Source organism: Cyanobium sp. NS01 (assembly GCF_014280235.1).
In the GTDB taxonomy this organism is placed as follows: domain Bacteria; phylum Cyanobacteriota; class Cyanobacteriia; order PCC-6307; family Cyanobiaceae; genus NIES-981.
The window spans coordinates 1,239,324-1,263,881 of record NZ_CP047940.1 but is presented as its reverse complement, the minus strand read 5'-3'; the positions used below and the strand labels follow the sequence as shown (position 1 = coordinate 1,263,881).

The following is a 24,558-nucleotide window of genomic DNA, read 5'->3' as shown; positions in this document are numbered from 1 at the left end:
GTCAGGCCGAAGCCAGCAGGGCCTGCACAGCAGGCCGTCCGCTTCTGGCCACGAAGTCGCCGAAGCTCAGCCGGCCCCCGGCGTCCTGCCAGGCCCGCAGCAGCGGCTCGAGGGTCTGCTCCAGGTCGTCGAGGGGCATCTTCTCGAGATAGGGCTCCGCCAGCCGACTGAGGTTGGGGGTGCCGCCCAGCCACAGCTGGTACTGGTTGACGCCGCTGCCCACCAGCCCGATCTCCGCCATGTAGGGCCGGGCGCAGCCGTTGGGGCAGCCGGTCATGCGCACCAGCACTGGCTTGCTGATGGCGAGCCCCTGCATCAGGGTGTCGAGCCGGCCGATCACATCGGGCAGGATGCGCTCGGCCTCGGTGACGGCCAGGCCGCACAGGGGCAGGGCCGGGCAGGCCAGGGCATGGCGCTCCAGGGGGGGCGGCGCGTCCGGTGTCTCGAAGCCGAGGGCGATCAGCTCTGCCCGGATGCTGGCCTTCTGGGCGGTGCCGATGTTGCAGAGCAGCAGATCCTGGTTGGGCGTGAGCCGCAGATCCAGCTTGTAGGTGTCCACGAGGTGACGCAGGCCACGCTTGAGCTCGCCGCCGATGCGGCCGCAGAGCACCGGCAGGCCCACGAACCAGAGCCCGGGGCTCTGGCGATGCCAGCCCAGGTAGTCCTCCAGCCTTGGCTTAGGCTCCTGGCGCATGGCCTTGATCGGATGGGCGAAGTAGCGCTGCTGCAGCTCCTGCCGGAACCAGTCCACGCCCCGGTCGTGGATGAGGTACTTCATCCGCGCGTGGCGGCGTTGGTCGCGGTCGCCATGGTCGCGCTGCAGAGCCACGATCGCCTGCACCAGATCGAGGATGTGCTCGTAGGCCACTGACCCGAGCGGATCGGCGGTGCGGGCGAAGGTCTCCTCCTTGTTGTGGGTGCGGCCCATGCCGCCGCCCACGTAGACGTTGGCCGCCAGGGGCCGGCCCTGGGGGTTGCAGAACAGCACCAGGCCGATGTCCTGGGTGAGCAGATCCACCGAGTTGTCCCCGGGCACCGTGACCGCCACCTTGAATTTGCGCGGCAGATAGGTGCCGCCATAGAGCGGCTCGGCGGCATCGCCGCTGAACACGGCGCCCTCGGCCTGGCGGGCCTTGGCGCGGCGCACCGGCAGGTTCGGCTTGATGCGGTAGCTCAGATCGCCGTCCACCCAGAGGTCGAGATAGGAGCCCTCGGCGGCCTGGGGAGCCAGCAGATCGGCGATGGCGTCAGCGAGATCGCGGGCCGCCGGGTACCCGCCCGTGCTGTAGGGGGCGGCGGGCGCCATCACGTTGCGGTTGATGTCCCCACAGGCGGCCAGGGTGGACCCCAGGGAGCGCACGATCGTGCCGATCACCTCCTTGAGGTTCTCCTTGCGCACCCCATGCATCTGGAAGGCCTGGCGGGTGGTGACCCGCAGGGTGGCGTTGCCGAGCCGATCGGCCAGCTCGTCGATGGCGAGATAGAGCTGGGCCGGAACGCGGCCAGCCGGGTTGCGCAGGCGCAGCATCATCTGCCACTCCTTGTCGTGGCCCTTCTGGCGCTTGTCGCGGTTGTCCTGCTGGTAGCTGCCGTGGAACTTGAGAATCTGGACGGCGCTGTCGGTGAAGTTGGGCGCCTGATTGCCCAGCTCGCTCAACAGCGGTTCGCGCAGGTGACCACTGCTGGCCTTGAGTTGTTCGAACTTCGTCGGCCCTGACGTCACGATTGCGGCAACCACCCAAAAGCCTGTTGACGGTAGCGAACAAGGCCCACCAGCAGCCTGATCGGTTGCAGACGGCTCCATACAGTTGGCGGTTGCTGTTGCGGTTGGCGTGTCCACCTTTCTGCTGGAGATCGGAACCGAGGAGCTGCCGGCCGATTTCGCTCGCCTGGCCGTGCCCCAGCTGCAGGCGCTGGTGGCCCGCGACCTGGACGACCAGCGCCTCAGCCATGGCCGCCTGGAGGTGACCAGCACACCACGGCGCCTGGCCGTGGTGGTGGACGGGCTGCCCGCCTGCCAGAGCGAGCGGCGGGAGGAGCGCAAGGGGCCGCCAGCCAGTCAGGGCTTCAAGGACGGCATGCCGACCCAGGCGGCTCTGGGCTTTGCCCGGCGCTGCGGCGTCGAGCCGGCGGCGCTGGAGGTGCGCCCCACGGCCAAGGGCCCGTTTGTGTTCGCGCGGCTGCTGGAGCCTGGACGGCCCACCCGTGAGGTGCTGGCGGAGTGCATTCCCGCTTGGATTCAGGGGTTGCAGGGCCGCCGCTTCATGCGCTGGGGGGAAGGAGACTTCCGCTTCTCCAGGCCGGTGCGCTGGCTGGTGGCCCTGCTCGATGCCGAGGTGCTGCCGGTGCGGCTGCCGGGCAGTGATCCAGAGGTGCGGGCCGGCCGCCTCAGCCGGGGGCACCGGCTGCACCCGCAGCCGGTGTCGATCGCCGCGGCGGACCAGTACGGGGCCAGCCTCGCCGCCGCCGGGCTGGAGGTGCACCGGCAGCTGCGGGCCGAGCGGATCAGCCAGGGCATCCAGCGGGCGGCCGACGCGCTGGAAGGCCGTCCGGACCTGCCCGGCGACCTGCTGGAGGAGCTCACCGATCTGGTGGAGCAGCCGCTGCTCCTGCAGGGGGCGCTGGACCCCGCCTACCTGGCCCTGCCAGCCGAGGTGCTCTGCACCGTGATGCGGGCCCACCAGCGCTACGTGCCGCTCTACCGCCGCAACGCCGCGGTGGATCCCCTCGCCTTTGAAGCACGGGATGTGCTGCTGCCCGCCTTCCTGTGCGTGGGCAATGGCTCGCCGGACTCCCTCGACACCGTGCGCCGCGGCAACGAGCGTGTGCTGCGCGCCCGGCTCGCCGATGCCCGTTTCTTCCTGGAAGCCGACAGGGCCGTCTCCAGCCTGGAGCGGCGCGAACAGCTGGCCCGGGTCACCTTTGCCGAGGGACTGGGCTCCCTGCGCGACCGGGTGGAGCGACTCGAGTGGTGCAGCCAGGAGCTGCTGCAGGCCCTGGCGCTGCCCCCGGACGTCGCCGAGGCGGCCCTGCGGGCGGCCCACCTCTGCAAGCACGATCTGGTGAGCCAGATGGTGGGCGAATTCCCCGAGCTGCAGGGGATCATGGGCGCCAAATACCTGCTGGCCGAGGGCGAGCCGCGGGCGGTGGCCCTGGCGGTGCTCGAGCACTACCTGCCGCGGGGTGCCGCAGACGCGCTGCCCCAGAGCGCTGCCGGGGCCGTGGTGGCTCTGGCCGAACGCCTGGAACTGCTGTTCAGCATCTTCGCCAAGGGTGAGCGGCCCAGCGGCTCCTCCGATCCCTACGGCCTGCGGCGGGCGGGCAATGGCCTGCTGCAGATTCTCTGGCAGCAGGGTTGGCGGCTGGATCTGCAGGGGCTGCTCCTGGCCGGCAGCCGCCGCTGGGCCAGTCAGTTTCCTGAATTCCGGATCGAGCCGGCGGCCCTGGCGGCCGACCTGGGCGACTTTCTGGCCCAGCGCATCGCCAGCCTGCTGGAGGAGGAGGGCCTGGCGGCCGACCTGGTGGCGGCGGTGGCTGGAGCCGGGCTGCCGAGGCAACGGCTGCTGGCCGATCCCGGTGCGGTCCGTCAGCGGGGGCTGTTGCTGCGCGAGCTGCGTCAGCAGGGGCGGCTGGCGCCGTTGCAGGCTGTGGTCACCCGGGCCACAAGACTGGCGGAGAAGGGAGCTCTCGATCAGCACACGCTCAGCCCCGAAGCCGTGGTGGAGCCGGCCCTGTTCGAGAAGCCCAGCGAGGCGGCCATGCTTGCCGTGCTGCAGCGGCTGGAACCACTCGCCAAGGAGGCTGCTCAGAAGGCCGCGTTGCCTGGCTTGGCGGCGCTGGCGGCGGCCCTGCAGGAGAGCGCTGCTGCCCTGGCCGCCTTCTTTGATGGCGACAGCAGCGTGATGGTGATGGCTGAAGACAGTCGCATCCGCAGCAACCGTCTGGCCTTGTTGAGCGTGCTGCGCAACCAGGCGTCGGTGCTGGCTGATTTCAGCGCACTCCAGGCCTGAAGCCTCGCTTCAGGCGCTCCGCCGGATCACTGGCCGGCCAGCACAGGTTCCCGTTCCTGATCGGCTGACTTGTCCTGGCTCTTGCCGGTGCCATTCGCCGGGCTGGCTGCTGCCTGGGCAGCCAGTTCACCGCGCATCTTGATGCCGCCCTTGATGGTGCTGACAGCCAGCATGGCGGCCACTTCATCGTCATCGCGCACGGCGCTGTCGACGGGTTTGTAGGTCTGGGGGGCAAGGGCATTGCCGCGCAGCACGGCGGCCATGGTGAGCACGGTGAGCTTGATCTGTTGCCAGGGGTTCATCGCCACCACCCGCTTGTAGAGGTAGCTGTCAAAGGTGAGGCGCTGCACATCTTTGTCATCGCACATCTCCACGAACGCTTCCCTGGCAGCGTCATTGGAGTAGAAGATGTTCTGCAGAATCTCAAGCACCTTGTAGGTGGCACCGTACTGGCGATCCCAGGTCTTGATGTATTTCTTGAGATCGGCCTGGGTGGGAATGCGCTGTCCCGCCTGGCTGCTGGCCACGATCTGCTCGGCGCACATGCGGCCACTTTTGGCTGCAAAGTAGATGCCTTCGCCGGAGCTCTTGGTCACGTAGCCTGCGGCGTCGCCCACCAGGGCCATGCGGCCCACCACGCGGCGAGGCCTGGGATGCTCAGGAATGGGGTGGGCTTCCACCTTGATCACCTCGCCATTGACGAGCCGCTTGCGGGCCCGCAGCCGGATGCCTTCCTGCAGACCCTTGATCAGAGACTGGTTGTTCTGCATGGTGCCGGTACCGACGGCCACATGGTCGTACTTGGGGAAGACCCAGGCGTAGAAGTCCGGCGAAACGTCGGTGCCGACGTACATCTCAGCGAGGTCTTCGTAGTAGCTCATCTCCTTGGCCGGCAGCCGGATGCGCTCCTGGAAGGCGATGGCCACGTTGTAGTCGCCGGCATCCATCGCCTTGGCGACCCGGCTGTTGGCCCCATCAGCGCCCACGATCAGGTCAACTTCGAGGGTTTTGCTCTCACCGGTGGCCTCGCCGGTGCCGTAGTCGGAGTAGGTGAGGGTGTACGGGCCCTGGCGGTTGACGCCGGTGTCGATCTTGGTCACCAGACCGTTGACCAGATGGGCACCGAGATCAGCGGCGCGGTTGCGCAGGAAGGAGTCGAGCACCTCCCGGCGGCACATGCCGATGTATTCGTTGTTGTTGTCCAGATGAATATCCACCTCCCGGTTGGAGGGAGAGATCATGCGCATGTTCCGAACCTTGCGATCGATGATCGAATCGGGAAGGTCGAATTCGGAAACCATGCAGAGTGGAATCGCCCCACCACAGGGTTTGGCGTTGTCGAGCTTGCGCTCGAAGATCCACGTCTGGATACCGGCCTTGGCAAGCACCTCGGCGGCACAGGACCCACTGGGGCCACCGCCCACCACTGCGACACGCAACATCAGTTGAATGCTCCGCCAAAAGAAAGCTGTTGGCCGAAACTAACACCGCTGCCTGGTCTGGCGGGGGGATTTCCGGTTTCGCCAAGGAGATTGTGATTTGCCGCCGGCAACAACGGGCCGACATGGATGCAATCGCATTTACCCCAGAGGCCGAATCGTGGCGCGAGTATGACGAAGCTGTAACAATTTAAGGCCTTGGTTTGGGGCGCCCGTCGGCCTGGCGCGCCTCACTGGCTCTTGGGCCCCGGGTCCGCTTGCATGGGTGCTGTGATGCCGCCCTGGCGTGGCGCTGAACCCCAGACTGCCCACCCACCGCTCCTCTGGCGTCGTGCAGCCCGATGACATCCCTGTGGCTCGCCGGCAGCTGCCTGCGGCAGCACCGACGCACCCACTGGCGCGGCTGGGGCGGCTGGGCCTCTCTCTGGTTCTGGTGCTGCTGGCCGGGGGGCTGCTGCTGCCCCAGAGCCGCCAGGCCCTGCAGCGGTGGCTGGCCCCCAGGCCGGTGGAGGGCCTCGATGCCAGCCAGACCGCCGATGGCCGCCTGCTGGGTCACTTCCCCTATGACGAGGCCGACCCCGCCGTCCTGGTGAGCGTGGCGCCGGGGCAGGAACTGCATCGCGACGCCGCCGAAGCCCTGGCCGCCATGCGCCGGGCCGCGGAGGCCGACGGCATCTCCCTGGTGCTGCTGAGTGCCTACCGCTCCAGGGCCCTGCAGCGGGAGATCTTTTTCGATGTGAAGGCGGAGCGCAACCAGAACGCCCGCGAGCGGGCCGAAGTGAGCGCACCGCCCGGCTTCTCTGAACACAGCACGGGGTATGCCATCGATCTGGGCGATGGCCGCATGCCCCAGACCCATCTCTCCGAGGACTTTGCCGCCACGCAGGCCTTCCGCTGGCTGGAGGACCATGCCCAGCGGTTCCATTTCACCCTGTCGTTTCCCGCAGGCAATCCCCAGGGCGTGAGCTACGAACCCTGGCACTGGCGCTTCGAGGGCACGGCCGAGGCGCTGAAAGTGTTCGAGCCCGCCCAGCGTCTGGCCCCCTGAGCCGGGATCAGCCTGGCAAGGGGATGGAGTAGTCTGTTTTCTTGGCTACAGACTGAACCGTAGGAATTCTCAATTTATGAGCGGCGCACATTCAGGCACGCCGATTCGCAATATTGCGATCATTGCCCACGTTGACCACGGCAAAACCACCCTCGTCGACGCGCTGCTGGCCCAGTCGGGCATCTTCCGCGACAACGAAGCGGTGCCCACCTGCGTGATGGACTCCAACGATCTGGAGCGCGAGCGCGGCATCACGATCCTCAGCAAGAACACGGCGGTTGATTTCGAAGGCATTCGCATCAACATCGTCGACACCCCTGGTCACGCTGACTTCGGCGGCGAGGTGGAGCGCGTGCTGGGCATGGTGGATGGCTGCCTGCTGATTGTGGACGCCAACGAGGGGCCCATGCCCCAGACCCGTTTCGTGCTCAAGAAGGCCCTGGAGAAAGGGCTGCGTCCGATCGTGTTTGTCAACAAGATCGACCGGGCCCGGGTGGATCCGGAGATCGCCGTGGACAAGGTGCTCGACCTTTTCCTCGAGCTCGGTGCCGACGACGACCAGTGCGATTTCCCCTACCTGTTCGGCAGCGGCATGGGCGGCTACGCCAAGCCGGACATGAAAACAGAGAGCGACACCATGCGTCCGCTCTTCGACGCCATCCTGCGCCATGTGCCGCCGCCGGTGGGGGACCCCGCCAAGCCGCTGCAGCTCCAGGTCACCACCCTTGACTACAGCGATTTCCTCGGCCGGATCATGATCGGCCGCATCCACAACGGCACCATCAAGGCGGGTCAGCCCGCTGCTCTCCTGCGCGATGACGGCAGCGTCAAGCGCGGCCGGATCAGCAAGCTGCTCGGTTTCCAGGGCCTGCAGCGGGTGGAGATCGCCGAGGCCAGCGCCGGCGACCTGGTGGCCGTGTCCGGCTTCGATGAGGTGAACATCGGCGAGACGATCGCCTGCCCGGACAATCCCGAGGCGTTGCCTTTGATCAAGGTGGATGAGCCCACCCTGCAGATGACCTTCGTCATCAACGACTCCCCCTTCGCCGGCAAGGAGGGCAAGTTCGTCACCAGCCGTCAGGTGCGCGATCGGCTGCAGAAGGAATTGCTCACCAACGTGGCCCTGCGGGTGGAGGACACCGACTCACCCGACCGCTGGTCGGTGAGCGGCCGGGGTGAGCTGCACCTCGGCATCCTGATCGAAACGATGCGCCGCGAGGGCTATGAGTTCCAGGTGAGCCAGCCCCAGGTGATCTTCCGCACGATCGATGGCACCCCCAGCGAGCCCTACGAAACCCTCGTGCTCGACGTGCCGGAAGCATCCGTGGGTGCCTGCATCGAGAAACTCGGTAGCCGCAAGGCGGAAATGCAGAACATGGAAACCACCAGCGACGGCCGCACCCTGCTGGAATTCGTGGTGCCGGCCCGCGGCCTGATCGGTTTCCGCGGCGAGTTCATCCGTGCCACCCGCGGTGAGGGAATCATGAGCCACTCCTTCCTCGACTACCGGCCCATGCAGGGCGATGTGGACACCCGCCGCAGCGGCGTGCTGATTGCCTTCGAGGAGGGCACGGCCACCTTCTATGCCCTCAAGGGGGCCGAAGATCGCGGCCAGTTCTTCATCACTCCTGGCACCAAGGTGTACAAGGGCATGATCGTGGGTGAGAACAGTCGGCCCCAGGATCTCGAGCTCAACGTCTGCAAGGCCAAGCAGGTGACCAACATCCGCTCCGCTGGCGCCGAGGTGCTCGACACCCTGCAGTCACCTGTGCAGATGACTCTGGAGCGCGCCCTTGAGTACATCGGTCCCGATGAAATGCTGGAGGTGACACCGGAATCGATCCGGCTGCGCAAGCTGCCCTCCAAAAAGGCGGCCAAGCGCTGAGCGTTCAGGTTCAGATCAAGGTCCGATCCAGGTCCAGCTCCATGCTCGATCCCGAAGAGTCAGCCCTGCTGGGCGATGCCCGCCTCGGCGCCGCCATCGCCCAGTTCAATGCCGGCGACTGGTATGGCTGCCACGACGGCTTTGAGGAGCTCTGGCACGAGACGGCAGGCCCGACCCGTCCGGTGCTGCAGGGCCTGCTGCAGATTGCCGTGGGCCAGCTTCACCTCGAACGGGGCAATCGGCGCGGTGCCACCATCCTCACGGGTGAGGGGCTGGGGCGCTTGCGCGACTGCCCGCAGGACGCCCTGGGCCTGGATCTCGCAGCCGTTTGCCGCAGTGCCGGCCTCTGGCTGCAAGCCCTGCAGGGCCCTGAGCAGAACCCGGACCTGGAGCCGCCCCGGCTGCTTCCAGCCAGGGCAGCGTCGCAGCCCTCTGTAGATTGAATTCTGCGTTCAGGCAGCCCCGGTCCTTGCCCCTGTCTGCCTTCCATCCCGCCAGCGTTGCCCTGCTGGGTCTGGCTGCGTTTGGCCTCCCCGCCTCCACCCTGGTGGCAGGAGCCAGGGCCCAGGAGATGGCCTCGCCAGCGGCCGCACCCGAGACGGCCCCTCTGACCGGCGTGGTGACGATCGAATCCGACCTGCAGAGCGCCGACAACGCCACCGGAATCCTCTCCGCCAGCGGCAATGTGCGGATCGTCTACGGCGATCAGGGGGTGGTGGCCACGGCCCGCCAGGCCCAGTACTTCAGCCGTGAGGGTCGCCTGGTGCTGAGTGGCGATGTGGACGTGCTTCAAGGGGATGGCAACAGCATCCGGGCCGAGCGGCTTGTGTACTTCGTGGAGAACGAACGGCTGGTGGCCGAATCGGCCCCCGGCGAACAGGTGACCACCCTCTACCGCTTCCCCCCCACCCAGGCTCCGGCCCCCGCCGCCCTGCCATGACGCTGGAGCTGAAGCAGGTGGTGCTGGCCATCGGCGGCCGGGTGCTGGTGGACCATGTCTCCCTGCACCTCGAACCGGGCGAGGTGGTGGGCCTGCTGGGTCCCAACGGCGCCGGCAAGACCACCACCTTTGGCCTGGTGACGGGCCTGATCCGCCCCGACGCCGGGGCCGTGCTGCTTGACGGCCGCGAGATCAGCAAGGTGCCGATGCCCCAGCGGGCCCGCCTCGGCATCGGTTACCTGCCCCAGGAACCGAGCGTGTTTCGCCAGCTCGACGTGCGCAACAATCTCAGGCTGGCCCTGGAATCCAGTCGCACCCCCAGGCCTCTGCGCCGCGAGCGGCTCGAACACCTGATCGAGGATTTTCACCTCAGCGCCTTTCAGCACCGCCGCGGCTACCAGCTCTCGGGCGGCGAGCGGCGCCGCACCGAGGTGGCCCGCGCCCTGGCGGTGGGAGCGGAAGGCCCCCGCTACCTGCTGCTGGATGAGCCCTTCGCCGGGGTGGATCCGATTGCCGTGGCCGATCTGCAGGACCTGATCCAGCAGCTGCGCGGCCGGGGCATGGGGCTGCTGATCACCGACCACAACGTGCGCGAGACCCTGGCCATCACCGATCGGGCCTACATCCTCTCGGAGGGCGCCATCCTGGCTTCAGGCACGTCCGAGCATGTAGGGAACGATCCCCTCGTGCGGCAGCACTACCTGGGGGAGGGTTTCAGACTGTGAGCGGCACCCCTCTGGCCCTGGATCGGCTGCAGCGCCAGGTGCTGGCGCCCTGGCGGCGGCTGCCGCTGCTGGATCGCTGGCTGCTGGGCGAGTTGTTCGGCCCGCTGGTGTACGGCGTGGCGGCCTTCACGGCGGTGTCGCTGTCGGTGGGGGCCGTGTTCGAGCTGGTGCGGCGGGTGGCGGAATCGGGCCTGCCGCTCGACGTGGCCCTGCAGGTGCTGCTGCTGGAGCTGCCCTCGTTTCTGGTGCTCTCCTTCCCCATGGCCACCCTGATGGCCACACTGCTCACCTTCAGCAAGCTCTCCGGCAACAGCGAACTCACGGCACTGCGCAGCGTTGGGGTGCCCACCTGGCGGATGGTGATGGCGGCCGTGGCTCTCTCGCTGGTGATGACGCTGCTCACCTTCGGCTTCAACGAAGCGGTGGTGCCGCGCACCCTGAGCCAGGCCGAGGCCACCCTGAGCCGGGCGATCGGCAGGGCCGTGGCCGGCGAGCAGAAGGACAACGTGCTCTATTCCCGCTACGGCAGGGTCGAGCAACCCGATGGCAGCACCAGGCGCGGCCTCACCCACATCTTCTATGCCCAGCGTTTCAACCAGGGTGTGATGGAGGATGTGACCCTGGTGGACATGAGCCGTTCGGCCCATCGGGTGATGCTCACGGCCAAGCGGGCCCGCTGGAGTGATGCTGAGGCCCAGTGGGAGTTTCTCGATGGTCGGGTGTTCGGCATCGGCGGCGCCGATTCCGACGCGATCACCTCCGCCCGCTTCGATCGCTACCTCTATCCGCTCGGCAACCAGCCGATGCGGGTGGCCAAGCTGCCCACCGACGCCAACGAGATGACCATCGGTCAGGCGCGTACGGCGGAACGTCTGCTGCGGGAATCGGGCGACGAGCAAGCGGCGCGCAAACTGCGGGTGAGGATCGAGGAGAAGTTCGCCTTTCCGGCGGTCTGTCTGGTGTTTGGCCTGATCGGCAGCAGCCTGGGGGCCAGGCCCCACTCGCGGCGCAGCCGCAGCCAGGGGTTCGGCCTCAGCGTGCTGCTGATCTTCGGCTATTACCTGGTGGCCTTCAGCTTCAGTTCCCTGGGCGTCAAGGGCACACTTGAGCCCCTGTTCTCCGCCTGGCTGCCCGTGGTGATCGGCCTGGTCACAGGCTTCGTGCTGTTACGGCAGGCCAGCCGCTGACAAGCTGACGCCATCACCAGCCAGACTGGGAGATGACTCTGCGCTGAAACCTTGCCTGATCTGCTCCACGATCCGGTTCTTGCCCTGGGCCTCGCCGCCTTCGCCCTGCTGCTGCTGGTGCTGCCTCTGGCGTTCTGGGCCCTGAGTGGCGGTCGCAACAGCTCCGTGGTGCGGGTGCTGATCGCCACGGCCAACCTCTGTCTCACCGCCCAGCTGGTGCTGCGCTGGATCGATTCCGGCCATTTCCCGATCAGCAATCTCTACGAGTCGCTCTGTTTCCTGGCCTGGGGCTGCACCCTCACCCAGCTGCTGGTGGAGCGCAGCTGGCCATCACCGCTGGTGCCGGCTGCCGCCACGCCGATGGCGCTCGGCTGCGTGGCCTTCGCCAGCTTCGCCCTGCCCGATCGGCTTCAGGAGGCCTCCCCCCTGGTGCCCGCCCTGCGTTCCAGCTGGCTGGTGATGCACGTGAGCGTGATCATGTTGAGCTATGCGGCCCTGCTGGTGGGATCGCTGCTGTCGGTGGCTGTGCTGTTCACCGACAGGGGCCGGGCCCTGGAGCTGCGCAGCAGCTCGATCGGCAGCGGCGGCTATCGCCAGGCCCAGCTGGCCTGCGATGGTCCGGGTGCCATGGCGGCGCCGATGAAGCTCTCCAGCGTGTCGATTCCGATCGCCGAGCAGCTCGATTCACTCAGCTACCGCACGATCACTGTGGGCTTTCTGCTGCTCTCGGTGGGATTGGTGAGCGGCGCGGTGTGGGCCAACGAGGCCTGGGGCAGCTGGTGGAGCTGGGATCCGAAGGAAACCTGGGCCCTGATCTGCTGGCTGGTGTATGCCGCCTACCTGCACACCCGCCTGATCCGTGGCTGGCAGGGTCGCCGCCCGGCGATCGTGGCCTCGGTGGGTCTGGTGGTGATCGCCGTCTGCTACATCGGCGTCAACCTGCTGGGCATCGGCCTGCACAGCTACGGCTGGTTCTTCGAGAGCTGAGCGCTGAGACACCAGATCTCCCCCTCGGGGGAGCCTGGCCGGTTCAGCTGTTCAGACCGCCACGGGGGCGGGCCGGCGGCTCTGACGGATGCCGGTGATGGCGTCGGCATAGCTGGGCTGGTTGAACACGCCCGAGCCGCTCACGATCGCGTTGGCTCCGGCTTCGATCACCTTCCAGGCGTTCTCGGCCTTGATGCCGCCATCCACCTCGATCCAGGGATCGACGCCCTTGGCATCACACATCCGCCGAAGGTCACGAATCTTGTCCACCTGGCTGTCGATGAAGCTCTGGCCCCCGAAGCCGGGGTTCACGCTCATGACGAGCACGAGATCGCAGAGTTCAAGGCAGTACTCGAGCGTGTCGATCGGGGTGCTGGGGTTCAGCACAGCACCGGCCATCTTGCCGAGATCGCGGATCTGGGCCAGGTTGCGGTGCAGGTGCGGACAGGCCTCCACCTGCACCGAAATGATGTCAGCGCCGGCCTTGGCGAAATCAGCCACATACTTTTCGGGCTCCACGATCATCAGATGAACGTCCAGCGGCTTGCTGGTGACCGGCCGCAGCGCCTGCACGATCAGGGGGCCGATGGTGATGTTGGGCACGAAGCGGCCGTCCATCACGTCCACGTGGATCCAGTCTGCACCGGCCGCATCGACGGCCCGCACGTCATCCCCGAGCCTGGAGAAGTCGGCGGAGAGGATCGATGGTGACACCACCAGGGACTTGCTGCTCATGGGACGGCCGCTGGGCTAGGGGAAATTCAGTGTAGTTAAGGCCCCGCCAGGCCCTTGGCTGCGCCCCCGGGCCGGCCGGGAGGCGCTGCCATCGCTGATACAGTGAGGCCCGCTTCCTGACTGAGATTCCGCACAGCAGCTGCCATCTCAGGCCCGATCACGAAGCCTCCTCCCCTCTTGCCGGACCACTGTGGATCGCACCCTTATCCAGGAAATTCTCGAAGTTGTCGAACAGGCCGCCATCGCCTCGGCCGAACTCACGGGCCTGGGCAAGAAGGACGAGGCTGACGCGGCTGCCGTGGAGGCGATGCGCAAGCGCATGGGCCAGATCGCCATGCAGGGTCGCATCGTGATCGGCGAGGGCGAGCGGGATGAGGCGCCCATGCTCTACATCGGCGAGGAGGTGGGCAGCGGCACCGGCCCCGGCGTGGACTTCGCCGTGGACCCCTGCGAGGGCACCAACCTCTGCGCCAACAACCAGCGCGGCTCGATGGCGGTGCTGGCCGCCTCAGATCGTGGCGGCCTGTTCAACGCCCCGGACTTCTACATGAAGAAGCTGGCGGCGCCCCCGGCCGCCAAGGGCAAGGTGGACATCCGCAAGAGCGCCACCGAGAACATCGAGATCCTCAGCCAGTGCCTCGGCATGGCCAAGAGCGACCTGGTGATCGTGGTCATGGACCGTGCCCGCCACAAGGACCTGATCGCCGAGATCCGCGCCACCGGCGCCCGGGTTCAGCCCATCTCCGACGGCGACGTGCAGGCCGCCATCGCCTGTGGCTTCGCCGGCACCGGCACCCACTGCCTGATGGGCATCGGCGCCGCACCTGAGGGCGTGATTTCAGCCGCCGCCATGCGCGCCCTTGGTGGTCATTTCCAGGGCCAGCTGGTGTACGACCCTGCCGTGGCCCAGACCAAGGAGTGGGAAGGGCTCACCCGGGAGGGCAACCTGGCCCGCCTGGCCGAGATGGGCATTGCCGATCCCGACAGGATCTACGAAGCCAACGAGCTGGCCTCCGGAGAGAACGTGGTGTTCGCTGGCAGCGGCATCACCGATGGCCTGCTGTTCCACGGGGTGAAATTCGAGAAGGACTGCACCCGCACCAGCTCGCTGGTGATCAGCACCCTCGACAACTCCGCACGCTTCACCGACACCGTGCACATCAAGGCCGGTGCCCAGAGCATCGCGCTGCGCTGAGCCGGCACCGATCAGCTCACACCGCGCTGCCACCATGCACATCGCCGTTGTCGGTCTGAGTCATCGCACGGCTCCAGTGGAGATCCGGGAGCGCCTCAGCATCCCGGAGCAGGCCATGGATGCCTCGCTCCAGCAGTTGCGAGACGACGATCAGGTGCTGGAGGCCTCCATCCTCAGCACCTGCAACCGGCTGGAGATCTACACGCTGCTGCGCCATCCGGAGCAGGGCATCTCCTCGATCGGGGCCTTCCTCAGCCAGCACTCCGGCCTGGCGGTGGATGAGCTCACCCCCCACCTGTTCACCTACCACCACGAACAGGCTGTCGACCACCTGCTGCGGGTGTCGGCCGGTCTGGATTCGCTGGTGCTGGGCGAGGGCCAGATCCTCTCCCAGGTGAAGAAGATGGTTCGGCTCGGCCAGGAGCACCGCTCACTGGGCCCGATTCTGAACCGGCTTCTGAACCAGGCGGTGAGCACCGGCAAGCGGGTGCGCACCGAAACCAACCTGGGCACGGGTGCCGTCTCGATCAGCTCGGCGGCGGTGGAGCTGGCCCAGCTGAAGGTGGGCCAGGCGCGGGGGGTCGATGACCTGGTATCCCTCGATCAGGAGCAGGTTGCCGTGGTGGGGGCCGGCCGCATGGCGCGGCTGCTGCTGCAGCACCTGCAGGCCAAGGGATGCCGGGGTGTGGTGCTGCTCAACCGCACCGTGACCCGAGCCGAACAGCTGGCGGCCGATTTTCCGGTATTGCCGGTGCAGTGCCGCCCCCTCGAGGATCTCGACCACTGCCTCAGCACCTGCTCGCTGGTGTTCTGCAGCACGGCCGCCGAGGACCCGATCATCAGCGCCGAGCGCCTGACCGGCCTCAACCGCCGCAGCTCCCTGATGCTGGTGGACATCGGCGTCCCCCGCAACATCGCCGCCGACTCCGCCGAGGTTCCTGGTGTGCAGGCCTACGACGTGGATGACCTGCAGGAGGTGGTGGCCCGCAATCAGGAAGCCCGCCGTGAGATGGCCGCCGAGGCCGAAGGACTGCTGCATCAGGAGTCTCGCCTGTTTCTGGAATGGTGGGACGGTCTGGAGGCGGTGCCCGTGGTCAACAGACTGCGGGTGCGGTTGGAGGACATCCGCGAGCAGGAGCTCCAGAAGGCCCTCAGCCGCATGGGGCCCGATCTGTCAGCCCGGGAACGCAAGGTGGTGGAAGCCCTCAGCAAGGGCATCATCAACAAGATCCTTCATACGCCGGTCACCAACATCCGGGCACCCCAGCCGCGCACCCAGCGGCGCTCGGCGATGCGGGTTCTGGAGGAGCTGTTTGAGCTTCAGGAGGACGATCCCAGGCCGTGATCTCCCTTTACGTGACCTGCATCACCTGATCGAGGTGTTGGTCACCACAGTTGAAGCCGGGCCCGCGCCCGGCACTGCCCCGCCGGAACCCCAGTCCTGTACGGTCGCCCCATCAGAGTAGGAATCAGGAAACATGAAACGCGTTCTAGCCATCATTCTCGGAGGGGGAGCCGGTACACGCCTCTACCCACTCACCAAGATGCGTGCCAAGCCGGCGGTACCTCTGGCCGGCAAGTATCGCCTGATCGATATTCCCATCAGCAACTGCATCAACTCAGAGATCAACAAGATCTATGTGCTGACCCAGTTCAACAGTGCCTCCCTGAATCGACACCTGTCGATGAGCTACAACCTCTCCGCCGGCTTCGGCCAGGGCTTCGTGGAGGTGCTGGCTGCCCAGCAGACCCCCGACAGCCCGAGCTGGTTTGAGGGCACGGCCGATGCGGTGCGCAAGTATCAGTGGCTGTTCCAGGAGTGGGACGTGGATCACTACCTGATCCTCTCCGGCGACCAGCTCTACCGCATGGACTACAGCCTGTTTGTCCAGCACCACATCGACACCGGTGCCGATCTCTCCGTGGGCGCCCTGCCGGTGGATCCTGTCCAGGCCGAGGCCTTCGGCCTGATGCGCACCGATTCCCAGGGCCACATCCAGGAGTTCCGGGAGAAACCCAAGGGTGCCGACCTGGAGGCGATGCGTGTGGACACCGAGAGCCTGGGCCTCTCCCACGAGGAGGCGGCGCTGCGGCCCCACCTGGCTTCCATGGGCATCTATGTGTTCAGCCGCCAGACCCTCTTTGATCTGCTGAACACCAATCCCACCGCCAAGGACTTCGGCAAGGAGATCATTCCCATCTCGTTGGCCCGTGGAGATCAGCTGCGCAGCTACCTGTTCAATGACTACTGGGAAGACATCGGTACAATTGGTGCCTTCTATGAAGCCAATCTAGCTCTCACCCAGCAGCCCAACCCTCCATTCTCGTTCTACGACGAAAGGTTTCCGATTTACACACGCCCCCGCTACCTGCCGCCCAGCAAGCTTCAGGACGCCCAGGTCACCGAGTCGATCATCGGCGAGGGTTCCCTGCTGAAGGCCTGCAGCGTGCATCATTGCGTGCTGGGGGTCAGGAGCAGGGTTGAAAACAACGCGGTTCTGCAGGATACCCTGGTGATGGGCTCGGATTACTTCGAGTCCTCCGAGGAGCGCAAAGCCCTGAGGCAGAGCGGCGGCATTCCGATGGGCGTGGGCAGTGGCACCACCGTGAAGGGCGCCATTCTCGACAAGAACGTGCGCATCGGCAAGGACGTGACCATCATCAACAAAGATCACGTGGAGGAGGCGGATCGCCCCGAACTGAACTTCTACATCCGCAACGGAATCGTGGTGGTTGTGAAGAACGGCACCATCGCTGATGGCAGTGTGATCTGAGGCTCCAGGGCCTAATCAGGCCAGGAGATGCTGACACAGGCGCCCGGGTTGTGACGGTTCAGCCCCGCAGGCCGGTGCTCTGGCCACACTGAGGGCACAGCCCTTTTTCCAACTGCATGGGTACGGCACATTTCGGTCTGATCGGTCTCGGCGTGATGGGCGAGAACCTGGTTCTCAATGCCGAGCGCAACGGGTTTTCGAGCGTTGTCTACAACCGCACCTACGCCAAGACGGAGGCCTTCCTGCAGGGCCGGGGCGCCGGCAAGGACATCGTTGGCGCCAAAACCCTGGAGGAGTTCGTAGCGGCCCTGGAGCAGCCCAGGCGGATCCTGATGATGGTGAAAGCCGGCCAGCCGGTGGATGACACCATCGCCTCGATTGCCCCCCTGCTGGCGGAGGGCGACCTGCTGATCGATGGTGGCAACTCCCTCTACACCGACACGGAACGGCGGGTGGCGGAGCTGGAAAGCAAGAGCTTCGGCTACATCGGCATGGGGGTGTCCGGCGGCGCCAAGGGAGCCCTGGAGGGCCCCAGCATGATGCCCGGCGGCACCCGCAGCGCCTACGACGCCATTGAGCCGCTGGTGCGCAAGATGGCGGCTCAGGTGGAGGACGGCCCCTGCGTCACCTACATCGGTCCAGGCGGTGCCGGTCACTTTGTCAAGACCGTGCACAACGGCATTGAATACGGCATTGAGCAGATCCTGGCCGAGGCCTACGACCTGATGAAGCGCTGCAGCGGCATGGGCGGCGACGCCATGGCCGATGTGCTGGGTCTGTGGAACAGCAGCGAGGAACTGGCCTCCTTCCTGGTGGAGATCACCGAGGTGTGTCTGCGCACCAAGGACCCCGCCAGCGGCGGCGATCTGGTGGAGATGATCGTGGATGCGGCCGGCCAGAAGGGCACCGGACTCTGGACGGTGGTGAGCGCCCTGGAGATGGGGGTGCCGGTGCCCACCATCTATGCGGCCCTGAATGCCCGGGTGATGAGCTCCCTGCGGCCGGAGCGCCTCGAAGCCGAGGCGGTGCTGCCCGCCCCGCCGGCCCATGCCGTCGATCTCGGCGATGCCGCTGCGGGCCTGCCCCCCCTGCGCGATGCCTGCATCGCCGCCTGCATCGTGAGCTACGGCCAGGGCATGGCCCTGCTGCAGGAGGCCTCCAAGCTGCACGACTACGCCCTCGACTTCGCGGCCATCGGCCAGATCTGGAAGGGCGGCTGCATCATTCGCGCCCGACTGCTGCAGCGCATCCAGGATGCCTACACCGCAGCGCCCGAGCTGCCGAACCTGATGCTGGATCCCTGGTTTGCCGAGCAGATCAACCAACGGCTGCCGGGGCTGCGCCAGATCGTGGCCGGGGCCGCCCTGGCTGGGATCCCTGTGCCCTGCCTCTCGAGCACGCTCGACTACATCGACAGCTACCGCACCGCTCGCCTGCCCCAGAACCTGGTGCAGGCCATGCGCGACTGCTTCGGCTCCCACACCTATGAGCGGGTCGATCAGCCAGGATCGTTCCACACCGAATGGATCAGCTGAGGCGCAACCGATGCAACCTGCCAGCACCCGATCGGAGGGCACGGCCTACAGCGTGGAGCGATGGGACAGTGGCGAGCAGCTGGCCCACCGCGCCGCCGAGCTGATCGCCACGGCCATCGACCTGGGCCTGGCCCAGCGGGATCGCTGCCAGATCGCCCTGGCCGGTGGCACCACCCCCGAGGCGGCCTACAGCCGGCTGGGGCAGGAGCGGCTGGCCTGGGATCGGGTGGATGTGCTGCTGGGCGATGAGCGCTGGGTTCCAGCCGATGACCCGTCCAGCAACACCCTGATGCTGCGGCGTTCGCTGCTGGCCCAGCCCCCCGGCAGCGGCGCCCGCCTGCACCCGGTGGCCACCGACCTGGCCAGTCCGGAGCAGGGGGCCAGGGCCTATGCCGAGCTGCTGCGCCTGCTCTGCCCCGGCGATCCGCCGATTCTGGATCTGGTGCTGCTCGGCCTCGGCGACGATGGCCACACCGCCTCTCTGTTTCCGGGCACCGGCGCCGCCCTGGAGCGCCAGCGGCTGGTGACGGTGGGCGAGGGCAAGGGACTGCCCCGGATCACGCTCACGGCGCCTGTGCTCTCGGCAGCGCGGCGGGTGATCTTCCTGGTGAGCGGTGCGGCCAAGGCCCAGGCCCTGCAGCGGCTGCTGGATCCGATGGAACCTGCGGAGCGCACCCCGGCGCGGCTGGTGCAGCCCTCCACCACCATCACCGTGCTCGCCGACCACGGGGCGGCAGGGGCGCTGGCGTGATCGAGATCGTCACGGGGGATGGTTTCAGCGGCTGGCAGGCCCTGAACGACACGATCATGGGGGGCCGCAGCCAGGGGCGCTGTCAGGCCGGTCCTGGCGGTCTGCAGTTTCAGGGCGAGCTGGTGGAGGAGGGCGGCGGGTTCGTGAGCTGTCGCTCGCCCCTGTTCTCTCCGCCCCTGGATCTCTCCAGCGCTGAAGGCCTGGAACTGGAGCTGGCGGGCGGTGGGCGGCGCTTCAAGCTGGCGCTGGCCTGCGCTGACGGAGTGGCCGGACTCACGGAACTGATCCCCGGCGGTCTGCGCTGGGTGGTGGAGTTCGCCACCCAAGCCGAAGGCAGCACGCAGCTGAGCGTTCCCTTCAGCAGCCTGCGCCCCTCGGTGCGGGCCCGGCCGGTGGGCCTGCCGCTGCGTTTCGATGCCTCCCGCATCAACCGGCTGCAGTTGCTGCACTCCCGCTTCGGCGATGACGGCAGCCCCAATGCGGGTTTCCGGCCCGGCCCGATCAGCTTCAACCTCCAGGCCATCCGTACCTATCCCTGACCCCAGCGACCTGCCCGAGGCCGACCTGGCCCAACGCGTGGCGGCGGCGGCCGACCTCTGCCGCAAGCCGCTGCGCCACGCCGTGCTGGCCGCCACCGATCCAGCCAAGCCGGACGCGCCCAGCCTGGAGCAGATGGCCGAGCTGCAGGACTGCTGCCTGAAGCTGGAGGTGCGCAGCCCTGCCGGAGAGCGCCTTCCTGAGGAAGACCTGGAACTGGAGCTCTACCGCAGTGGCGATGACCTCCACCTCACCCTGGCCTGGGCTGCGGACCCGGAGCTCCCCATGCTCTGGCAGGGGCGCCATCCGGTGTGGATGAGCAGCAACGGCAGTCGCTGCGAACGGCCAGGGGCGGGGCTGCCGCTAGAAGCGCTGGCGCGGCGGCTGCGGGCCCTGCTGAGGCCGGAACCGCCCGCTCCGGATCTGCTCAAGCCAGATCGGTGACAGCTCCGAGGCTGCTGCTGCTCACCAGGCGGGCGTACTTGCCCAGCACGCCCGTGCGGTAGCGGGGTTCGGGGCGCACCCAGGCCGCCCTTCGGCGCTCCAGCTCTTCAGCAGCCACGTTGAGCTGCAGCAGCAGCTGATCGGCATCCACGGTGATGCTGTCGCCCTCCTCCACCAGGCCGATGGTGCCGCCAACGGCCGCTTCCGGCGCCACGTGGCCCACCACCAGCCCATAGGAACCCCCGGAAAAGCGACCATCAGTGATCAGGGCCACCGATTCCCCCAGCCCCTGGCCCACGATCGCGGCGGTGGGGGAGAGCATCTCGCGCATGCCGGGGCCGCCCACCGGCCCCTCGTAGCGCACCACCACCACATCCCCGGCATGGACAGCGCCGGCCAGGATCGCCTCCAGAGCACTCTCCTCACTCTCGAACACCCGCGCCGGCCCGGTGATCACCGGGGTCTTGACGCCGGAGATCTTGGCCACGGCTCCCTCTTCCGCCAGGTTGCCCTTGAGGATCGCCAGATGGCCCTTGGCGTAGAGGGGCCGGCTGAGGGGGCGGATCACATCCTGGTCTGCCGGTGGGGTGGAGGGCACGTCGGCCAGCACCTCGCGCAGGGTGCGGCCCTCGATGGTGCGGCAGTCGCCATGCAGCAGGCCGGCCTCCAGCAGCAGCTTCATCACCTGGGGGATGCCCCCGGCCCGGTGCAGTTCCACCGTCACATAGCGGCCACTGGGCTTGAGATCGCAGATCACCGGCACCCGCTGGCGGATCACTTCGAAGTCGTCGATGCTGAGGGGCACGCCGGCCGTGCGCGCGATGGCGAGCAGGTGCAGCACCGAATTGGTGGAGCCGCCCACGGCCATGATCACGCTGATGGCATTTTCAAAGGCCTCCCGGGTGAGCAGGTCGCGGGGGCGGATGTCGGCGGCGATCGCCCGCACGAGCACTTCGGCGGAGCGGGCGGCACTCTCGGCCTTCTCCGGGTCTTCGGCCGCCATGGTGGAGCTGTAGGGAAGGCTGAGGCCGAGCACCTCGAAGGCCGAACTCATCGTGTTGGCGGTGAACATGCCACCGCAACTGCCGGCACCGGGGCAGGCGTTCTTCTCGATGGCGGTGAGCTCGGCCTCGTCGATGCGGCCGCCGGAAAACTGGCCCACGGCCTCAAAGGCGCTCACCACGGTGAGATCGCAGGGCCCGAGTCTGCCGGGCTTGATCGTGCCGCCGTACACGAAGATCGCCGGGATGTTCATGCGGGCCATGGCCAGCATGGCTCCGGGCATGTTCTTGTCGCAGCCGCCCACCGCCAGCAGGCCGTCCATGCTCTGGGCGTTGCAGGCGGTTTCGATGGAGTCGGCGATCACCTCGCGGCTCACCAGGGAATACTTCATCCCCTCGGTGCCCATGGAGATGCCATCGCTCACCGTGATGGTGCCGAAGGTCTGGGGCATCGCCCCCGCCAGCTGGGCAGCCTGCTCGGCCCGGCGGGTGAGGTCGTTGAGGCCGAGGTTGCAGGGCGTGATCGTGCTGTAGCCGTTGGCGATGCCGATGATCGGCTTGCCGAAGTCGCCGTCGCCGAAGCCCACGGCCCGCAGCATGGCCCGGTTCGGGGAACGCTGAACGCCCTGGGTGATGGCAGCGGATCGGAGCATGGCCTCAGCGGAAAGTGCCTGCAAGCAACTTACCCCGAGCCCTGACGGCCAATGCTGAGGGTTTCCAGCTGACGGCGCACATCCTCGATGGCCTCGTTGAGCTGGTGCACCTTCTGGTGCAGCTCCCGGTCATTGCTGGCCGTCAGGGAGGCCGGTGCCGGCAGGCCCTCCACCGCCCCACCGCTCTCCTGCAGCCGCGAGAGCCGCAGCACCCGCTGCTGGCGCATGCTGCCGCGGCGCTGATCCGCTTTCGACAGCAGCCACCAGCCCAGGCCGGCCGCGCCGAGCACGGCTCCGGCCAGGGCACTGATCAGAAGGGCCGAGGAGTCGCCGGCAGCGGCGCCGGCCGCCGCACCGCCTGGGTGTCTCTGACCAGCCTGGCGATCAGCCATCAACAGTGCACAAGTGTTCCAACCCTAGGCAGAGGCAGCGGCCGGGACGACAGCTCCGTTTCCGGGGATGCCGAACAGCCTTTCAGCTACAGCGCCGATACCCGGCTCAATCGCCCCATCGCCGGTCAGATCAGGATCGATGCAGCCGGCGTAGAGGGTGAGGCTGGGGAACTGCTCACCGATGGCCTTCAGGCCCGGCGAGGCCACCAGGGCCGTGATCACCCGCAGCCGGTCGCCCTCAACCCCCCGCTGCCGCAGTTGGTGCAGCAGCTCCAGCAGGCTGTGGCCGGACGCCACCTCCGGTGCGAACACCAGCACGCCGCAACGGCTCTCGATCTCTGCTGGCAGCAGGGTGCCGAGGCGATCCACGTGGCGCACACGGGCCGCCGGCAGCACCGCCCGGGCCCCATCCCAGAGCCCCAGCCCGGCCGTGAGCACGGGCAGGGCCAGGATCGGCACCTCCCCATCCACCACCCGCCCTTCGGTGGCGCCCAGACAGCCCTCGATGGCGGTGTTGCGCTGGGGCAACCAGTCGCGCACGGCCTCGTAGGTGAGCCAGCGGCCCAGCTCAGCTGTGGCGGTGGCGTAGACGGCTGCTGGGGTGTGCCTGCTGCGCAACACACTGAGCCAGTGGCCGATCAGGGGGTGGGGGGGAACCACCACCCGCAGGGTCATCCCCATGGTTGCCATAACTTGATGCCTCACCGTAGTTGTGCGTCCATGGCCGGCATCCGCTCGCCGCTCCAACCCCTGCCGCGCCTGCTGCTGCTGGGCGTTCTGTTGCTGGGGGTTCTGGTCGGCGCTTCGCCGGCGGCTCTGGCGATCACCGCCCCCGAGCTGCGCGGCCAGCGGGCCGTCCAGGATCTGCAGCCGGACATGCACGGCCGCAACCTGCGTCAGCAGGAATTTCTCAAGGCCACGCTGGATGGCTTCGACTTCAGCGAGGCCGACCTGCGCGGCGCCGTGTTCAACGGCAGCTCCCTGCGGCAGGCCAATCTGCAGGCAGCCAACCTCGAAGACGTGGTGGCCTTCGCCAGCCGTTTTGACGACAGCAACCTGGAGGGGGCCGTGCTGCGCAACGGCATGCTGATGCAGAGCCGCTTCCGCGGCAGCCGGATCGACGGGGCCGACTTCACCGACGCCGTGCTCGACCTGCCCGAACAGAAGGCGCTCTGCGCCCGGGCCAGCGGCACCAATCCGCTCACGGGAGTGAGCACCCGCGAGAGCCTCGCCTGCCGCCCATGACCACCCAACCTTCCGTCCGTCTTCCCGTCACCGTGGTGACCGGCTTCCTGGGCGCCGGCAAGACCACCCTGCTGAGGGAGCTGCTGCTGCATGGAGGCCAGCGTCTGGCGGTGCTTGTCAACGAGTTCGGCGAGGTGGGGCTCGATGGGGCCCTGCTGCGCAGCTGCGGCTTCTGCCCTGAGGAGGAGATCGGCTCGCGCCTGGTGGAACTCACCAACGGCTGCCTCTGCTGCACGGTGCAGGACGATTTCCTGCCCACCATGCAACAGCTGCTGGAGCGGGCCGACCAGCTGGACGGCATCCTGGTGGAAACCAGCGGGCTGGCCCTGCCGGAACCGCTGCTGGCGGCTCTGGGCTGGCCCGAGATCCGCAGCCGCACCTGGGTGAATGGCGTGGTCACAGTTGTGGATGGGGCCGCCCTGGCCCAGGGGTCGGTGGTGGCGGATCCTGCGGCCCTGGAGGCCCAGCGCCTGGCCGATCCAAGCCTCGACCACCTCACCGCCATCGATGAGCTGTTCGCCGAACAGCTGGAGTGCGCTGATCTGGTGCTGGTGAGCCATGGCGATCAACTCGATGCCGCTGGTCTCGAGCGCATCCAGGAGCGGGTGACGCCGCTGGTGCGCCCCGGCACGCCGCTGCTGCCCATGGAGCGCGGTGGCATCGATCCGGCATTGGTGCTGGGGCTGGCCGCAAAGCAGCCTGACGGCTCTGCCGCTGAGCATCTCAGTGCCGATGACCACCCCCACGACGGCGACAACCACGACCATCACGACCACACCCATGTGGCGATGGAGTCGGTGGCGCTGGAGTGGAACGGTGAGCTGGAGCGCTCATCCCTGGAGGCTGCCATCCGCCGCCTCTGCCAGGAGAAGGGGATTGTGCGGGTGAAGGGCCGGCTCTGGATGCGCGGAAAGGACAGGCCCCTGGTGCTGCAGGCGGTGGGCCCGCGGCTGGAGAGCTGGTTTGAGCCTGCCCCCCAGCCCCATGCCCCCGGGGTGGAGCTGGTGCTGCTGGGCTTCGGGCTCGACCGGCACCAGCTGGAGCAGGCCCTGATCCAGCAGCCCTGATCCGGGGC

23 protein-coding genes are annotated in these 24,558 nt (G+C 67.5%); 17 read left to right on the top strand and 6 right to left on the bottom strand.

The features are described 5' to 3' along the window. Position 1: 1 nt before the first annotated feature. Positions 2-1,738, bottom strand: coding sequence for a sulfite reductase, ferredoxin dependent (sir, locus tag CyaNS01_RS06530; protein WP_370561688.1), 1,737 nt, complete (start codon positions 1,736-1,738; stop codon positions 2-4). Positions 1,739-1,832: 94 nt separating this feature from the next. Here sir and glyS point away from each other — a divergent pair, with 94 nt between their 5' ends. Next, positions 1,833-4,010, top strand: a complete 2,178-nt coding sequence (gene glyS, locus CyaNS01_RS06525; protein ID WP_186700409.1) for a glycine--tRNA ligase subunit beta — start codon at positions 1,833-1,835, stop codon at positions 4,008-4,010. Between the two features lie 26 nt (positions 4,011-4,036). Here the strand turns inward: glyS and chlP are convergent, their stop codons facing one another. Further along, the gene (chlP, locus tag CyaNS01_RS06520; RefSeq protein WP_186699771.1) at positions 4,037-5,452 is read right to left on the bottom strand and encodes a geranylgeranyl reductase; all 1,416 of its coding nucleotides are present in this window, start codon (positions 5,450-5,452) and stop codon (positions 4,037-4,039) included. A gap of 289 nt (positions 5,453-5,741) precedes the next feature. Here chlP and CyaNS01_RS06515 point away from each other — a divergent pair, with 289 nt between their 5' ends. From CyaNS01_RS06515 to ccsB, 7 genes are all read left to right on the top strand, one after another. Next, complete coding sequence (locus tag CyaNS01_RS06515; RefSeq protein ID WP_228007251.1) at positions 5,742-6,497, top strand: D-alanyl-D-alanine carboxypeptidase family protein; 756 nt, start codon at positions 5,742-5,744, stop codon at positions 6,495-6,497. 76 nt (positions 6,498-6,573) lie between these two features. Next, positions 6,574-8,382 (top strand): translational GTPase TypA, encoded by a 1,809-nt coding sequence (typA, locus tag CyaNS01_RS06510; protein ID WP_186699769.1) that lies wholly within the window; start codon positions 6,574-6,576, stop codon positions 8,380-8,382. Positions 8,383-8,423: 41 nt separating this feature from the next. Continuing rightward, positions 8,424-8,825 (top strand): DUF309 domain-containing protein, encoded by a 402-nt coding sequence (locus CyaNS01_RS06505; RefSeq protein ID WP_186699767.1) that lies wholly within the window; start codon positions 8,424-8,426, stop codon positions 8,823-8,825. A gap of 26 nt (positions 8,826-8,851) precedes the next feature. Next, positions 8,852-9,322: an LptA/OstA family protein gene (locus tag CyaNS01_RS06500; RefSeq protein ID WP_186699766.1), complete on the top strand. Its 471-nt coding sequence runs from the start codon at positions 8,852-8,854 to the stop codon at positions 9,320-9,322. After that, positions 9,319-10,047, top strand: coding sequence for an LPS export ABC transporter ATP-binding protein (gene lptB, locus CyaNS01_RS06495; protein WP_186699764.1), 729 nt, complete (start codon positions 9,319-9,321; stop codon positions 10,045-10,047). Before CyaNS01_RS06500 ends, lptB begins: the two co-directional genes overlap by 4 nt. Continuing rightward, positions 10,044-11,234, top strand: a complete 1,191-nt coding sequence (locus tag CyaNS01_RS06490; protein ID WP_225875864.1) for an LptF/LptG family permease — start codon at positions 10,044-10,046, stop codon at positions 11,232-11,234. Before lptB ends, CyaNS01_RS06490 begins: the two co-directional genes overlap by 4 nt. Before the next feature lie 51 nt (positions 11,235-11,285). Next, a complete protein-coding gene (ccsB, locus tag CyaNS01_RS06485; protein WP_186699762.1) occupies positions 11,286-12,221 on the top strand; it encodes a c-type cytochrome biogenesis protein CcsB in 936 nt (311 codons plus the stop codon). A gap of 51 nt (positions 12,222-12,272) precedes the next feature. On the opposite strand, the gene rpe is transcribed toward ccsB, so the two are convergent. Further along, on the bottom strand, positions 12,273-12,956 hold the full coding sequence (rpe, locus tag CyaNS01_RS06480; RefSeq protein ID WP_186699760.1) for a ribulose-phosphate 3-epimerase: 684 nt from the start codon (positions 12,954-12,956) through the stop codon (positions 12,273-12,275). 190 nt (positions 12,957-13,146) lie between these two features. On the opposite strand from rpe, the gene glpX reads away from it, so the two are divergent. The 7 genes from glpX to CyaNS01_RS06445 all read left to right on the top strand — a co-directional run bounded on the left by glpX (position 13,147) and on the right by CyaNS01_RS06445 (position 20,192). Beyond that, complete coding sequence (gene glpX, locus CyaNS01_RS06475; protein WP_186699758.1) at positions 13,147-14,151, top strand: class II fructose-bisphosphatase; 1,005 nt, start codon at positions 13,147-13,149, stop codon at positions 14,149-14,151. A gap of 34 nt (positions 14,152-14,185) precedes the next feature. Then, positions 14,186-15,496, top strand: coding sequence for a glutamyl-tRNA reductase (locus tag CyaNS01_RS06470; protein WP_186699756.1), 1,311 nt, complete (start codon positions 14,186-14,188; stop codon positions 15,494-15,496). A 133-nt stretch (positions 15,497-15,629) separates the two neighbouring features. Then, complete coding sequence (locus tag CyaNS01_RS06465) at positions 15,630-16,925, top strand: glucose-1-phosphate adenylyltransferase (RefSeq protein WP_186699754.1); 1,296 nt, start codon at positions 15,630-15,632, stop codon at positions 16,923-16,925. A 116-nt stretch (positions 16,926-17,041) separates the two neighbouring features. After that, positions 17,042-18,460, top strand: a complete 1,419-nt coding sequence (gene gndA, locus CyaNS01_RS06460; RefSeq protein ID WP_186699752.1) for an NADP-dependent phosphogluconate dehydrogenase — start codon at positions 17,042-17,044, stop codon at positions 18,458-18,460. Positions 18,461-18,470: 10 nt separating this feature from the next. Then, a complete protein-coding gene (gene pgl / locus CyaNS01_RS06455) occupies positions 18,471-19,211 on the top strand; it encodes a 6-phosphogluconolactonase (protein WP_186699750.1) in 741 nt (246 codons plus the stop codon). Positions 19,212-19,267: 56 nt separating this feature from the next. Then, on the top strand, positions 19,268-19,750 hold the full coding sequence (locus CyaNS01_RS06450; protein ID WP_255460150.1) for a CIA30 family protein: 483 nt from the start codon (positions 19,268-19,270) through the stop codon (positions 19,748-19,750). Continuing rightward, on the top strand, positions 19,674-20,192 hold the full coding sequence (locus CyaNS01_RS06445) for a hypothetical protein (protein ID WP_370561686.1): 519 nt from the start codon (positions 19,674-19,676) through the stop codon (positions 20,190-20,192). Before CyaNS01_RS06450 ends, CyaNS01_RS06445 begins: the two co-directional genes overlap by 77 nt. On the opposite strand, the gene ilvD is transcribed toward CyaNS01_RS06445, so the two are convergent. The 3 genes from ilvD to upp are packed head-to-tail and all read right to left on the bottom strand — an operon-like array spanning position 20,176 to position 22,919. Further along, positions 20,176-21,846 carry a dihydroxy-acid dehydratase gene (gene ilvD / locus CyaNS01_RS06440; protein WP_186699745.1) on the bottom strand — a complete coding sequence of 557 codons (1,671 nt, stop codon included), beginning with the start codon at positions 21,844-21,846 and terminating at the stop codon, positions 20,176-20,178. The two genes, CyaNS01_RS06445 and ilvD, sit on opposite strands and share 17 nt — an antisense overlap. Before the next feature lie 29 nt (positions 21,847-21,875). Continuing rightward, complete coding sequence (locus CyaNS01_RS06435; protein WP_225875863.1) at positions 21,876-22,238, bottom strand: hypothetical protein; 363 nt, start codon at positions 22,236-22,238, stop codon at positions 21,876-21,878. A 24-nt stretch (positions 22,239-22,262) separates the two neighbouring features. Next, the gene (upp, locus tag CyaNS01_RS06430) at positions 22,263-22,919 is read right to left on the bottom strand and encodes a uracil phosphoribosyltransferase (protein ID WP_186699743.1); all 657 of its coding nucleotides are present in this window, start codon (positions 22,917-22,919) and stop codon (positions 22,263-22,265) included. A gap of 39 nt (positions 22,920-22,958) precedes the next feature. On the opposite strand from upp, the gene CyaNS01_RS06425 reads away from it, so the two are divergent. Further along, complete coding sequence (locus CyaNS01_RS06425; protein WP_186699741.1) at positions 22,959-23,483, top strand: pentapeptide repeat-containing protein; 525 nt, start codon at positions 22,959-22,961, stop codon at positions 23,481-23,483. Then, positions 23,480-24,550, top strand: a complete 1,071-nt coding sequence (cobW, locus tag CyaNS01_RS06420) for a cobalamin biosynthesis protein CobW (RefSeq protein ID WP_186699739.1) — start codon at positions 23,480-23,482, stop codon at positions 24,548-24,550. Before CyaNS01_RS06425 ends, cobW begins: the two co-directional genes overlap by 4 nt. Positions 24,551-24,558: the final 8 nt, after the last annotated feature.